This window comes from uncultured Pseudoflavonifractor sp., assembly GCF_944387275.1.
GTDB lineage: Bacteria > Bacillota > Clostridia > Oscillospirales > Oscillospiraceae > Pseudoflavonifractor > Pseudoflavonifractor intestinihominis.
Genome location: NZ_CALXEG010000058.1, coordinates 1 through 13,613 on the forward strand (window position 1 = coordinate 1; position 13,613 = coordinate 13,613).

Annotated in this window: 9 protein-coding genes and 2 pseudogenes; 7 read left to right on the forward strand and 4 right to left on the reverse strand. The window is 65.3% G+C overall.

All coding sequences use genetic code 11. The features are described from left to right. From Q0K23_RS11895 to secA, 4 genes and pseudogenes are all read right to left on the reverse strand, one after another. Positions 1-1,038: pseudogene (locus Q0K23_RS11895) on the reverse strand (phosphoribosylformylglycinamidine synthase); the annotation flags it as partial. An 81-nt stretch (positions 1,039-1,119) separates the two neighbouring features. Then, positions 1,120-2,679: a peptide ABC transporter substrate-binding protein gene (locus Q0K23_RS11900; RefSeq protein WP_294522531.1), complete on the reverse strand. Its 1,560-nt coding sequence runs from the start codon at positions 2,677-2,679 to the stop codon at positions 1,120-1,122. Beyond that, a complete protein-coding gene (gene pgeF / locus Q0K23_RS11905) occupies positions 2,676-3,494 on the reverse strand; it encodes a peptidoglycan editing factor PgeF (protein WP_294522535.1) in 819 nt (272 codons plus the stop codon). The genes Q0K23_RS11900 and pgeF overlap by 4 nt, the downstream gene beginning before the upstream one ends. A 356-nt stretch (positions 3,495-3,850) precedes the next feature. Then, complete coding sequence (gene secA / locus Q0K23_RS11910; protein WP_294522537.1) at positions 3,851-6,610, reverse strand: preprotein translocase subunit SecA; 2,760 nt, start codon at positions 6,608-6,610, stop codon at positions 3,851-3,853. A gap of 314 nt (positions 6,611-6,924) precedes the next feature. On the opposite strand from secA, the gene Q0K23_RS11915 reads away from it, so the two are divergent. The 7 genes and pseudogenes from Q0K23_RS11915 to Q0K23_RS11945 form a co-directional block, all read left to right on the forward strand. After that, positions 6,925-7,818 carry a DUF3298 domain-containing protein gene (locus Q0K23_RS11915; protein ID WP_294522539.1) on the forward strand — a complete coding sequence of 298 codons (894 nt, stop codon included), beginning with the start codon at positions 6,925-6,927 and terminating at the stop codon, positions 7,816-7,818. A gap of 24 nt (positions 7,819-7,842) precedes the next feature. Next, positions 7,843-9,204, forward strand: coding sequence for a 23S rRNA (uracil(1939)-C(5))-methyltransferase RlmD (gene rlmD, locus Q0K23_RS11920; protein WP_294522542.1), 1,362 nt, complete (start codon positions 7,843-7,845; stop codon positions 9,202-9,204). Positions 9,205-9,221: 17 nt separating this feature from the next. After that, entirely contained in the window at positions 9,222-9,776 is a 555-nt protein-coding gene (locus tag Q0K23_RS11925; RefSeq protein WP_294522544.1) for a GNAT family N-acetyltransferase, read from the forward strand. Continuing rightward, complete coding sequence (locus Q0K23_RS11930) at positions 9,773-10,471, forward strand: LytTR family DNA-binding domain-containing protein (RefSeq protein ID WP_294522547.1); 699 nt, start codon at positions 9,773-9,775, stop codon at positions 10,469-10,471. The genes Q0K23_RS11925 and Q0K23_RS11930 overlap by 4 nt, the downstream gene beginning before the upstream one ends. Before the next feature lie 5 nt (positions 10,472-10,476). Beyond that, positions 10,477-11,139, forward strand: a complete 663-nt coding sequence (locus tag Q0K23_RS11935) for a sensor histidine kinase (RefSeq protein WP_294522550.1) — start codon at positions 10,477-10,479, stop codon at positions 11,137-11,139. 91 nt (positions 11,140-11,230) lie between these two features. Beyond that, complete coding sequence (locus Q0K23_RS11940; protein ID WP_294522553.1) at positions 11,231-13,054, forward strand: ABC transporter ATP-binding protein; 1,824 nt, start codon at positions 11,231-11,233, stop codon at positions 13,052-13,054. After that, positions 13,044-13,613 (forward strand): annotated as a pseudogene (locus tag Q0K23_RS11945) (ABC transporter ATP-binding protein); the annotation flags it as partial. The gene Q0K23_RS11940 and the pseudogene Q0K23_RS11945, both read left to right, overlap by 11 nt.

Genomic DNA, 13,613 nt, shown 5'->3' on the forward strand with positions numbered 1-13,613 from the left:
GGCGCCGCCGATGCAGGTGGCCGCGCCGCCGAAGGGCTCGATCTCAGTGGGGTGGTTGTGGGTCTCGTTCTTGAACATGAGGAGCCAGTCCTGCTCCTCGCCGTCCACCGTGGCGGTGACGTGGACCGAGCAGGCGTTGATCTCCTCGCTCTCGTCCAGACCGGTGAGCACGCCCCGCTTCTTGAGCACCTTGGCGCCCAGGGTGGCCATGTCCATCAGGGTCTGGGGCCGGACGGCGGCCTTCTCGGGGCCGTAGACCTCCTCGCGGGCGGCCAGGTACTCCTGATAGGCCTGGGCCACCTCGCTGTCCAGGATCTCGGCGCTGTCGATGTGGGTGCCGAAGGTGGTGTGGCGGCAGTGGTCGGACCAGTAGGTGTCCACCACCCGCAGCTCGGTGACGGTGGGGTCCCGCTTCTCCTCGTCCCGGAAATAGGCCTGCATGAACTTCAGGTCGTTCAGGTCCATGGCCAGGCCGTACTCCCCCAGCATGGCGTTGAGGGCGGTCTCGTCCATGGCGGTGAAGCCGTCGATGGTCTTGACGGCCGGGGGCATGGGGTAGTCCTGGGCCAGGGTGGCGGGCTTGTCCATGGACGCCTCCCGGCACTCCACCGGGTTGATGAGGTAGCCCTTGATCCGCTTCAGGTCCCCCTCGGTGAGCTCGCCCATGAGGACGTAGACCTTGGCGCAGGCCACACGGGGCCGCTCGCCGCCGGTGAGGAGCTGGATGCACTGCTGGGCGGAGTCGGCCCGCTGGTCGTACTGGCCGGGCAGGGCCTCCACTGCCAGGATGGTGCACACGCCGCCGGGGGCGGGCATATCCTCCTCATAAAAGGTGTCGCACTGGGGCTCGGAGAACACCGTGTCCCGGGCGGCCTGCCAGGCGGCCTGGTCCAGCCCGTCCACGTCGTACCGGTTGAGAATGCGCACGCCGGTGAGGGCGGCAATGCCCAGCTGCTCCCGCAGCTCCCGCATGACCCCCATGGCCTCCACATCAAATCCGGACCGCTTCTCCACATAGCAGCGGAAGACCTGTTCCATCTTCAATTCCTCCAACAAATCAATTCTCTCTGGTTCTCTGATTCTCTATGTTCAATGCCCCTGGGGCAGTGAATCCTCCGGTCAGCCCATCTCCCAGCCGGTCAGGCCGTAGAACACGTTCTGCTGGGTGGGGGAGAGGCCGGTCAGGCTGCCCCAGTGGGTGAGCACCGACCAGTTTTTAAAGCAGATGGGGGTAATGGGCGCCGTCTCCGCCAGGTGGGCGTACAGGGCGGAGGCCGCGGCGGAGCGGCCGTCCTCCCCCGCCGCCCGGAAGGCGGCCAGCAGGGTCTGGGCGTCGGCGTCGCTGTATTTGCCGTAGTTCAGGGCCCCGGCCGGGGCGATGAGGGCGGTCAGGTCAAAGTCGCCGGTGAGTTTGACCTCCCCCAGGTACAGGTCAAACTCCCCCGCCGTCAGGGCGGCCACATAGTCCTCCCAGGCCAGCTTGTCCAGCTGCACCGTCACCCCCAGCTTCTCCAGCCCCTGGGCCAGGTACTCGGCGGCGGACACCTTGTAGGTGTTGTCCGTGTTGACGATAAAGCGCAGGCTCAGGTTCTGCCAGCCGTTGGTGCGCAGGCCGTCCGCCCCCAGGCTCCACCCGGCCCCCTCCAGCAGCTGCTCCGCCGTCTGGGGGGCGTACTCCAGGGAATCGGCCAGGGTCTGGTCGTACAGGGGGCTGGCCGGGGACACGGGCAGGGCCGCCGCCCGGGCGTGCTGGGACAGGATGGACTTGGTCACCGCCGAGCGCTCGTAGCCGTAGGACAGGGCCTTGCGCAGGCCCTGGTCGGCGCAGGGGCCGGAGGCGGTGTTGTACCCTATGTAGAGCATCACCGATGTGGCGTAGTCCCACACCTCGTAGGTGCCCGAGTAGCCCAGGGCGTTGGAGCCGGTGATGTCCACGGTGACCATGGAGATGTCCTGGGTGTCAAAGGCGTGGATCATGCCGTTGGCCTCCCGCACGTCGTGGAGGGGGATCCGCGCCAGCGGCACCGTCTCCCCCTTCCACCAGCCGGTCCTGGCCTCCAGGGCCAGGCTGTCCCCCTCTCCGGTGAGGACGTAGGGGCCGGTGCCCAGGGGGGTGCCCCCGGTCTCCTTGACCACAGGGACGTCCAGCAGGGCGGGCAGGGCGCCGTTGGGGGCGGACAGGGTGACGGTCACCGTGTTCCCCTCCCCCGCCGCCACGCCGGTGACGCCGGAAAAGCGCCCGGCGTAGGGGGAGTTCTCCCCCATGGCCAGCTGGAGGGAGTAGACCACGTCGGAGGCAGTCAGCAGGCTGCCGTCGGAGAAGGTGACCCCCTCCCGCAGGGTGAAGGTCCAGATAAGGCCGGTCTCGTCGGTCTGGGCGGAGGCGCACAGCACCGGCGACGGGGTGAAGCTCTGGTCCAGCTCATAGAGCCCCTCGTACATCAGGGGGGCCAGGGTCAGGTTGGTCCGGTTTCCGCCGGTGATGGGGTGGAAGGACTCGGAGGCATAGCAGGGCAGCACGAATTCCCGCTGCTCGGTCTGGGTCTGGGACTGTCCCGCCGTCTCAGTGGGGGCGGGCGTGGTGGGGGCGGGGGTCTCCTCCGCCGTCTCCGGGCCGCAGGCGGCGCAGGAGAGCAGCAGGACCCCGCTCAGCAGCAGGGCAGACAGGCGCTTTTTCATCGCTTCCCCCATTCCAGGGCGATGGCCGCCCCCTGGCTTCCCCGTTCCCCCTTGGTGAAGCGGTGGGACCAGTACTTGTCGTGGAGGCAGACGGTGCAGTCGGGGGACACGGCGATGTGGTCCTCGGTCAGCCCCTGCCGGCGGAGCCGGAAGGCGTTGATACCCTTCAGGTCCACCCGGAACTTGCCGCCGGGATGGGCGTCGATGAACTCCAGGGCCTTGAACCCCAGGGCGGATGTCATGGCGTTGGGCACGTCCTCGCCGGTCTCAAAGCAGCAGCGGGAGATGCCCGGGCCGATGGCGGCCCGGATGTCCTCGCTGCGGCAGCCGTACAGGTCCCGCATCTTCTCGCAGGCCCGCTCCACAATGCCGTTGGCGGTGCCCCGCCACCCGGCGTGGACGGCGGCCACCACCCGGCGCACCGGGTCGTGGAGCAGGATGGGCAGGCAGTCGGCGGAGAACACCACCAGGCACAGCCCGGGCACGTCGGTGATGAGGCCGTCGGCCTCATAGTCCGGCTTCCGCGCCAGGCCGGAGCCCGCGTCGGCGGCGGTGCACACCCGCACCGTGTCCCCGTGGACCTGGCAGGAGAACACCATCTTGTCCACATCCGCGCCGATGGCGGCGCAGAAGCGGCGGTAGTTCTCCTCCACGGCCTGCCGGTCATCCCCCCGGTTCGCGCCCAGGTTCAGGGAGGCGTAGATGCCCTGGGACACGCCCCCCAGCCGGGTGGAAAAGCCGTGGACCACGCCGGGGCCCATGTCCTCGCCCTGGCCGAAGGTGACTCCATTTACCGTTTTCTCTGTAAACTTCATACATTCCCCTTTAAAAGAAAAGTGAAAAATGAAAGGAAAAACCAAAAAGGCGGTCCCGGAGGGAGGGGGTCTTCCCCGCCTCCCTCCGGAGGTTCTCAGCCCTTATTACGTTTCACTTTCCATTTTTCACTGCTGCCGGGCCCGGCCCGGTGTGTCGGTTATTGGGAAAATTTCCAGCCGCTTACCGCTGGTCGGGGTGGTACTCCTTGCAGGTGCACTTCTTCAAGGCGCGGGCGCTTCCTGCGGGAAGTGCAGTATGACGGCCGCGCCTTCCGGGGGGCACCAGTTCCCCCCGGAGACCCCCCCTCCGCTCTCCGAGGGGAATTTTCCTTCGGTGCGGAGGTTACCCCACGGCTTTACTGCTGGTCGGGGTGGTACTCCTTGCAGGTGCACTTCTTCCACTTCAGACCGCTGCCGCAGGGGCAGGGGTCGTTGCGGCCGATCTTAACCACTTTCTTGGCGGGCTGCTTCTTCACAGTGCCGTCGTCGGCGCCGCTCTCGCCGGTGACCTTGGCCACCCGCTCCCGCTTGACCTCGCCGCCCACCTTGACCCGGGCCAGGAACAGACGGCGCACCGTCTCCTCCTGAATGGCGGCGATCATGTTCTCAAACATCTCGTAGCCTTCCCGCTTGTACTCCACAACCGGGTCGTGCTGGCCGTAGCCCCGCAGGCCGATGCCCTGGCGCAGCTCGGTCATGGCGTCGATGTTGTCCATCCAGTACTCGTCCACGACCCGGAGCATGATGACCCGCTCCAGCTCCCGCATAAGGGGCTCGCCCAGCTCCTGCTCCTTGCGGGCGTAGAGGTCCCGGGCCTTGCCCAGCACCAGCTCCACCAGCTCTTCGGCGTTGTAGCCCTCCAGCTCCTTGTCGGTGAGCTTGAGCTCCTCGGGGTGGAGGAACACGCCACGGAAGGGGGCCACGGCCTCCCGGAACTGCTCGGCGTCCATGTGCTTCTGCTCGCCCATGTGGCCGTGGATGGCGTTGGACACCACGGTGTGCATCATGTTCTGGACAGCCTCCTTGAGGTTGTCCCCGTCCAGCACCTTGCGGCGCTGCTCGTAGATGACCTTACGCTGGGTGTTCATCACGTCGTCGTACTCCAGCACCGTCTTACGGGTCTGGAAGTTCTTGGACTCCACCCGCTTCTGGGCGGACTCGATGGCGTTGGTGAGCATCTTCTGCTCGATGGGGGTATCCTCGTCCACGCCCAGGGACTCCATCATGTTCATCACCCGCTCGGAGCCGAACAGGCGCATGATGTCGTCCTCCAGGGACAGGTAGAACCGGCTCTCGCCGGGGTCGCCCTGACGGCCGGCACGGCCGCGGAGCTGGTTGTCGATACGGCGGGACTCGTGGCGCTCGGTGCCCAGGATGAACAGGCCACCGGCGGCGCGGACCTTCTCGGCCTCGCCCTTGATGGCCTCCTTGTACTTGGCCTCGGCCTCGGCGAACATCTTGCGGGCGTTGAGGATCTCCTCGTTGTCGGTCTCGGCGTAGCCGGTGGACTCGGCGATGAGCTCGTCGGACAGGCCGGCCTTGCGCAGGTCGTTCTTGGCCAGGAACTCGGCGTTGCCGCCCAGCATGATATCGGTACCACGGCCGGCCATGTTGGTGGCCACGGTGACGGCCCCCAGCTTACCGGCCTGGGCCACGATCTCGGCTTCCTTCTCGTGGAACTTGGCGTTGAGGACGTTGTGCTTGATGCCCTTGCGGCGGAGCATCTCGCTGAGTTCCTCGGACTTCTCGATGGACACGGTGCCCACCAGCACGGGCTGGCCCTTGGCGTGGCACTCCTCGATCTGCTTGACCACGGCCCGGAGCTTGCCGGCCTCGGTCTTGTAGACCACGTCGTGGTGGTCGATACGGGCCAGAGGCCTGTTGGTGGGGATCTCCACGATGTCCAGCTCGTAGATTTCGTTGAACTCGTCCTCCTCGGTCATGGCGGTACCGGTCATGCCGGAGAGCTTGTCGTAGAGGCGGAAGTAGTTCTGGAAGGTGATGGTGGCCAGGGTCTTGGACTCGCGGGCCACCTGGACCTTCTCCTTGGCCTCGATGGCCTGGTGCAGGCCCTCGGAGTACCGGCGGCCGTACATCAGACGGCCGGTGAACTCGTCCACGATGATGACCTCGCCGTCCTTGACCACGTAGTCCTTGTCCCGGCGCATCAGGCCCCAGGCCCGGATGGCCTGGTTGATGTGGTGGGAGAGGGTGGTGTTCTCCGGGTCGGCCAGGTTCTCGATGTTGAAGGCCTTCTCCGCCTTCTCGATGCCCCGGGCGGTGAGGGTGACGGTGCGGGCCTTCTCGTCCACCACGTAGTCGGCGTCGATGTCGGGGTCCTCCTCCTCCTTCTCGTCCACGCTGGCCACCTTCTTGGGCTTGAGGCGGGAGACGAAGGAGTCCACGATCTGGTAGAGCTGGGTGGACTGGTCGCCCTGACCGGAGATGATCAGGGGGGTACGGGCCTCGTCGATGAGGATGGAGTCCACCTCGTCCACGATGGCGAAGGCGTGGCCCCGCTGGACCATCTCCTGCTTGTAGATGGCCATGTTGTCACGCAGGTAGTCGAAGCCGAACTCGTTGTTGGTGCCGTAAGTGATGTCGGCGGCGTAGGAGGCGTGGCGCTGGGCGGGGGACACGTCGTGGATGACCAGGCCCACGGTCAGGCCCAAGAAGCGGTAGACCTTGCCCATCCACTCGCTGTCGCGCTTGGCCAGGTAGTCGTTGACGGTCACGATGTGGACGCCCTCGCCGGTGAGGGCGTTGAGGTAGGCGGGCAGGGTGGCCACCAGGGTCTTGCCTTCGCCGGTCTTCATCTCGGCGATGCGGCCCTGGTGGAGGATGATGCCGCCGATGAGCTGCACCCGATAGGGGCGCATGCCCAGCACACGCCAGGATGCCTCCCGGCAGACGGCAAAGGCCTCGGGCAGGATATCGTCGGTGGTCTCGCCGTTCTTCAGGCGGGCCTTGAACTCGTCGGTCTTGGCCCGGAGCTCCTCGTCGGTGAGGGCCTTGTAGGGCTCCTCCAGGGCCTCAATCTTCTTTACGATGGGCTCGATCTCCTTGAGCTTCCGCTGGGAGCTGGTGCCGAAGATCTTCTTGAGCAGGTTAGCCATTTCTATCGTTCACCTTTCTTCCGTGCATTGGCAAAGGCCCGGGGCAGGCGGCTCCCGGCCGGAATTTCCTAAGTTAGCAGTATACCATAAACCTCCTGAATAAAAAAGTAGAAATTATGAACAAACCAGCGGGAGGAAAAAGTGTTTTTGTCGCCCGCGGCCGGGAATTTCCACTGAAAAAAGGTCGGTTTGGAAATTCTGTCCGTCCCGCCCTCTCGCCGGCGCTTTTTTCTTTCCCCATTTACGCCGCTTTTCTTTGGTGGTACAATGTATTCTGTATTGGTATCCGCATTTTTGCCGGAAAAGGAGCTGCTATGAAACGCCGCATTCTCTCTCTGGCCGCCGGACTTCTGCTGGTGCTCTCCGCCTGCGCCCCGGCCGGCCCCCAGTCCTCTGAGGAGCTGATCTACCCCACGTCCCACCCCTCGTCCACCCCGCCCCCCACGGAGAGCCAGGCCGTCCAGACCACGCCCGAGCCCTCCGCCTCCTCCCCCGCGCCCACGCCCACTGAGAGCCAGCCTGTCCAGACCGCCCAGGCCGGTGCGCCGGTGTGGGGCGTCCAGGAGAGCGAGTGCTCCCAGGCCGACGATGAGGACAAGGACGTGCTGCTGGTCCAGGGCAAGTTCTCCCTGCCCCTGATCGAAAACGCCAAGGGCGTGGCCGCCTATGAGGCCATCAACCAGTGGTACATGGACCTGTCCGCCGGGCTGCGGAGCGACACCCTGGCCAACGCCGGCCAGGCCGACGCGGACTACGCCCTGTCCAAGTCCATGGGGTACGCCTTCACCTACTACACCGACGAGGAATCCTATGAGATCACCCACCAGACCGACCGGATGGTGAGCATCCTGCGCACCCACTACGGCCACACCGGCGGCACCTACCCCACCCTGCTCTACATGGCCGACCACTTTGACCTGACCACCGGCGAGGTGCTCACCTTTGACGACTTCTTCACCGACCCGGACGCCGCCGCGTCCATCGCCCTGAAGGAGGTGCTCCGCCAGGCCGCCCAGGGGGACGCAAACGGCACCACCTACGACGCCGCCCTGACCGAGAGCCTGTTCGACCGGGAAAACTTCTACCTCACCGCCGACGCGGTGGTCTTCTTCTACCAGCCCCAGGACCTGGCCCCCAACGCCGCCGGCGCCCCCACCTTCCCGGTGGACCGGAGCCTGTTCGGGGACCTGCTGGCGCCCTGGGCCTGACAACTTTGACGATTTGGTGATACTATGCTCAACTGCAACGTAAAGGTAAACGACGTGTGCCGCCTCATCATCGAGGGGTACACCGCCGACGGCACCGGCGTGGCCCGGCTGGACGGGATCGTGGTCTTTGTCCAGGGGGGCGTACGGGGCGAGGAGTGCGACGTGCGCATCGAGAAGGTGGGCCGGAGCAACCTGTTCGGCAAGGTGGTGCGGGTGTTCCAGCCCTCCCCCGCCCGGATCATGCCCCAGTGCATCCACTACACCAAGTGCGGCGGCTGCCAGTTCCGGCACATGAACTACGCCGAGGAGCTGGAGGCCAAGCGCATCCGGGTGGAGGACTGCCTCCAGCGCATCGCCGGGCTGGACGTGACGGTGCCCGTCATCCACGGGGCCAAGGACACGCGCCGCTACCGCAACAAGGTCCAGTTCCCGGTCCAGCCCGGGCCGGAGGGCCCCCGGGTGGGCTTCTACCGCCAGCGGACCCACCAGGTCATCTCGGTGGAGGACTGCCTCCTCCAGCCGGAGACCGCCGCCCGGCTCCGGGCCGCCGCGGTGTCCTGGATGCAGTGGAACAACATCTCCGCCTACGACGAAAAGACCGGCCGGGGGCTGGTGCGCCATGTGTACGTCCGGGTGAACCGGGTGGGACAGTCCCTGTTCTGCCTGCTGGTCAACGGCAAGTCGGTGCCCCATGAGGACGCCCTGGTCCAGGCCCTGCGCAACGTGGAGCCCGGGCTGGTGGGCGTGGTGCTGGGGGTCAACGAGAAGAAGAACAACGTCATCCTGGGCGACTCCTACCGCACCCTCTGGGGCCGGGACGCCCTGGAGGACACCCTGTGCGGCTTCACCTTCCGGCTGTCCGTGCCCTCCTTCTACCAGGTCAACGCAAACCAGGCCGAGGTGCTCTACGGCCGGGCCCTGGACTTTGCCGGTCTCACCGGTAAGGAGACCGTGCTGGACCTGTACTGCGGCATCGGCACCATCAGCCTGGTGATGGCCCGGCAGGCGGGCAAGGTGTTTGGCGCCGAAGTGGTGCCCCAGGCGGTGGAGGACGCCAAGGAAAACGCCCTGCGCAACGGGGTGGACAACGCCGAGTTCCTCTGCGGCGACGCGGGGGAGGCCGCCCGGGCCCTGGCCGCCCGGGGCGTGAAGCCCGACGTGGTGTGTGTGGACCCGCCCCGGAAGGGCCTGGCCGAGGACGTGGTGGACACCATCGCCGCCATGGCTCCGGAGCGGGTGGTGTACGTCTCCTGCGACCCGGCTACCCTGGCCCGGGACGTGAAGCGCTTCACCGCCCTGGGCTACACCCTCCGCAGGGTCGAGGCGGTGGACATGTTTCCCCGCACCGCCCACGTGGAGAGCGTAGTGCTGCTCACCAGGGAATAAGTCAACAGGAGGCTTCCATGATCTTTCTTGAAACGCCCCGGCTGATGCTCCGCACTGTGGCACCGGAGGACGCCGCCGCCATCCACGGCTGGCGCAACGACCCCCGCTGCGTCCGGTACCAGCGGGGACAGGTCCGGGAGTACGGAGAAATCGCCGCTCTGGTGGAGGAGCACAGGGACGACGTTTTCTCTGTGGACGCCCCTTTTATGGCCGTGATGGCGCTCAAGGACATTAGCGAGCCGGTGGGCGAGATTGTGGTGATGCCCCAGGACGGCGCCATCTCCCTGGGCTTTACCGTCTCACCTCTGCACCAGCGCCGGGGCTACGCCTTTGAGGCCCTGACCGCCCTCACGGAGCTGCTGCACACCCGTTTCCCCCACTGGGAATTTCTCTGCTTCACCGACCCGGAGAATGTGCCCAGCATGGCGCTGCTCACCAGGCTGGGCTACCGTGACCTGGGCTATGTGCCCGCCATGGAGTCCCGGGTGTTCGGCAAGTGGGTCACCGGGCAGACGGAAGCGGAAATTGCCCGGGCGGCAGGCACACCGCCCGGATCACCGGAGGAACCATGAACTGCAAGATAGCCATTTGTGACGATTCATCGGCGGACCGGCAGTACCTGTCCGCCCTGGCGGACCGTTGGGCGGCGGACCGGGGCCACACCCTTCAGACCGCCTTCTTCTCCTCCGCCGAGGAGTTTCTCTTTCACTACGCCGAGGAGAAGGACTACGACATCCTGCTCCTGGACGTGGAGATGGGAGCCATGGACGGCGTGACCATGGCCCGAACCCTGCGCCGGGACAACGAGACGGTTCAGATCATCTTTGTCACCGGCTACTCCGACTACATCGCCGAGGGCTACGACGTGGCCGCCCTCCACTATCTGATGAAGCCCGTCCGGGAGGACAAGCTGTTCTCCGTGCTGGACCGGGCGGTGGAAAAGCTCTCCCGGAATGAAAAAGTGCTCCACTTCGAGGTGGGCGGCGAGATGGTCCGGGTCCCGGTCCACCAGATCAAATACGCCGCCGTGTCGGGCAACTATGTGACCATCCACGCCGCCGGGGAAATCACCGTGAAAATGACCCTGGGGGAGCTGGAGGGGCAGCTGGACAGCCGCTTTTACCGGGCGGGGCGGTCCATTCTCGTGAACCTGACCAAGATCAGCCGGGTCACCAAGTCGGAGATCAGGCTCAGCGACGGCACGGCCATCCCTCTGCCCAGAGGGGCCTACGAGGGCGTGAACCGGGCCATTATCAACATGGGGTGAGGGGCATGGGGCTCTTTTCCAAGCGAATTGACCGGCAGATCGCCTCCTACCAGCAGGAGCTGGTGGAGACCCACTACCGGGAAGTGGACAACATGTACCGGCAGATCCGGGGCTGGCGGCACGACTACCGCAACCACATCCAGACCATGAAGGCCTATGCCGCCGCCGGTGACTGGGAGGCCATCAAGCGGTACCTTGACCTGCTGGACCAGGACCTGACTACCGTGGACACGGTCATCAAGACCGGCAACCCCATGGCGGACGCCATTCTCAACTCCAAGATTTCCCTGGCCCGGTCCAAGGGCATCCAGGTGGTGGCGGACGCCTCCATCCCGGTGAAGCTGAAGTCGTCGGAGATTGACCTGTGCTGCATCTTGGGCAACCTCTTTGACAACGCCATTGAGGCCAGCCTTCAGCTGCCCGAGGAGCGGCGCCTCATCCGGGTGTACATGGACATGAAGAACACCCAGCTCTACATCTCCTTTACCAACTTCACCGCCGGGAAGAAGCTCAGCAAGGTTGGAAAACTCTTCCGCACCACCAAGGGCGAGGGCCACGGCTTCGGGCTGGTGCGCATCGACGCCATTGTGGAGAGGCTGGACGGGTACATCAGCCGCAACAGCGAGGACGGCGCCTTTACCACCGAGATCCTGCTCCCCCAGGCGTGAGGTCTGCAATTCGTCCCCCCAGCATAACGATTCGTCCCCAGAATATTCTGGGGACGATTTTTTTGGTAGGATGGTACCAGAGGTGACAGACATGGAAGAAAAGAAGAAATCCCCCTACAACATGTGGCAGAACACCGGCTTTATGCTCTCCGCCGCCTGGCACAACTGCCCCAGCGTGATTTTCCTGTGCGTCGCGCTGGCGGTGGTCACTGCCGCCCAGACCGTGGCCGAGCTGCTCATCGCCCCTGCGGTGATCGCCAGGGTGGAGGAATCCGCGCCGCTGGAATCCCTGCTCCTGACCATCGCCGGGTTCTCCCTGGCCCTGCTGCTCCTGTCCGGCCTGAAGCGGTATCTGGACACCAACACCCTGTTCGGCCGGGTCCATATCCGCATGAAGCTGGCCCGGAGCGTGGGCCTGAAGGTCTCCCGGACCTCCTATCCCAACCTGATGGACGCCCAGTTCAATGACATGGAGTCCAAGGCCTTCCACGCCTGCGGCAACAATGAAGAGGCCACCGAGCAGATCTGGACCACCTGGACCACCATTCTCACCAACCTGCTGGGCTTTGCCGCTTATCTGGCCATCCTCTCCGGCCTGCATCCCCTTCTGTTCTGCGTCATCGCCGTCACCGCCGCGGTGGGGTATTTTGTGGACAAGAAGGTCAGCGGGTGGGGCTACCGGCACCGGGAGGAGGCCGCCAGGCCCATCAAGGAGATGGGCTATATCCGCCAGACCGCCACCGGCCGCCCCCACGCCAAGGACATCCGTATGTTCGGTCTGGGGCCCTGGATGAATGAGGTGTGGCGCAAGTCCATGTCCCTGTTCCGTGCTTTTCTCCGCAGGCGGGAGTCGGTCTACCTGTGGATCAACCTGACCGACCTGCTGCTGACCCTCATCCGCAACGGCGTCGCCTACGCCTACCTTCTGTGGCTCACCCTGACCACCGGCATGAGCGCCGCGGAATTTCTGCTCTACTTCACCGCCGCCAGCGGCTTCACCCAGTGGGTCACCGGCATTCTGGACATGTTCAACCAGCTCCACCGGGAGAGCCTGGACATCTCCACGGTGCGGGAATTTCTGGACTATCCGGAGTCCTTCCGGTTTGAGGACGGAGAACCTCTGCCCAAGGACCTGTCCACCCCCTGCGAAATCCGTCTGGAGAACGTGTCCTTCCGGTACCCCAAGGCGGAGAAAGACACCCTTCAGCACATCAATCTGACCATCCATCCCGGGGAAAAGCTGGCCATCGTGGGCCTCAACGGTGCCGGAAAGACCACCCTGGTGCGGCTGGTCTGCGGCTTTCTGGACCCCACCGAGGGCCGGGTGCTCCTCAACGGGGAGGACATCCGCCGCTATGACCGCCGGGCCTACTATGAGCTGTTCTCCGCCGTGTTCCAGGACTTCTCCGTGCTGGAGGCCAGCGTGGCGGAAAACGTGGCCCAGCGGGTGGAGGGCATCGACACCGACCGGGTCATGGCCTGTCTGGACCAGGCGGGTCTGACGGAAAAGGTGGAGTCCCTGCCCAAGGGGGTGGCCACCGCCATCGGCCGCCAGGTCTTTGAGGACGGCGTGGAGCTGTCCGGCGGCCAGACCCAGCGGCTGATGCTGGCCAGGGCTCTGTACAAGGACGGACCCATTCTGGTTCTCGACGAGCCCACCGCCGCCCTGGACCCCATCGCCGAGGAGGACATTTATCGGAAGTACAGCGGGATGACCGGGGGCAAGACCTCCCTGTTCATCTCCCACCGGCTGGCCTCCACCCGGTTCTGCGACCGCATCCTGTTCCTGGAGCAGGGGCGCATTGCCGAGGAGGGGACCCATAATGAGCTGCTGGCTCTGGGCGGCGGCTACGCAAAGCTCTTTGACGTACAGAGCCAGTATTACAGGGAAGGGGGCGAACACCATGGCGAATAAGGAGAAAAAGCTGGGCTATCTGGCGGCCTGGAAACTGAATCTGCGGGCGTGGGGCATCTGGCGAAAGCTCTGTCCCCAGGTGTTTGTCTCTCTCCTGCTCTCCTCCGTGGTCAAGGCCGTCACGCCCTATGTGACAATCTTCCTGTCCGCCCGCATCATTGACGAGCTGTCAGGCGCCCGCAGGCCGGACCAGCTGCTCCGGTGGGTGGTCCTCACCCTGGCCTGTACGGCGGCGTGCGCCCTGCTCCAGGGCGTGCTCACCCGCTGGTCCAACTACGCCAGGGACTGCGCCGGACAGCTGGACGACCAGATCTATATGGACAAGATGGTGGCGCTGGACTACGCCGACGTGGACCGGCAGGCGGTGTTCGACCTATACTCCCAGATCCGGCAGAACGAAAACTGGTCCGGCTGGGGCCTCCCCAAGGTCATCTCCTTTTTTGAGTCCTTTGTCACGGCAGTGGTCCAGGTTCTGGGCGGCGTGGGCCTGTCGGTCAGCCTGTTCCTCTCCCCTGTCCCTGCGGGCAGCAGCCTGGCCTTCCTCAACCATCCCCTCTCT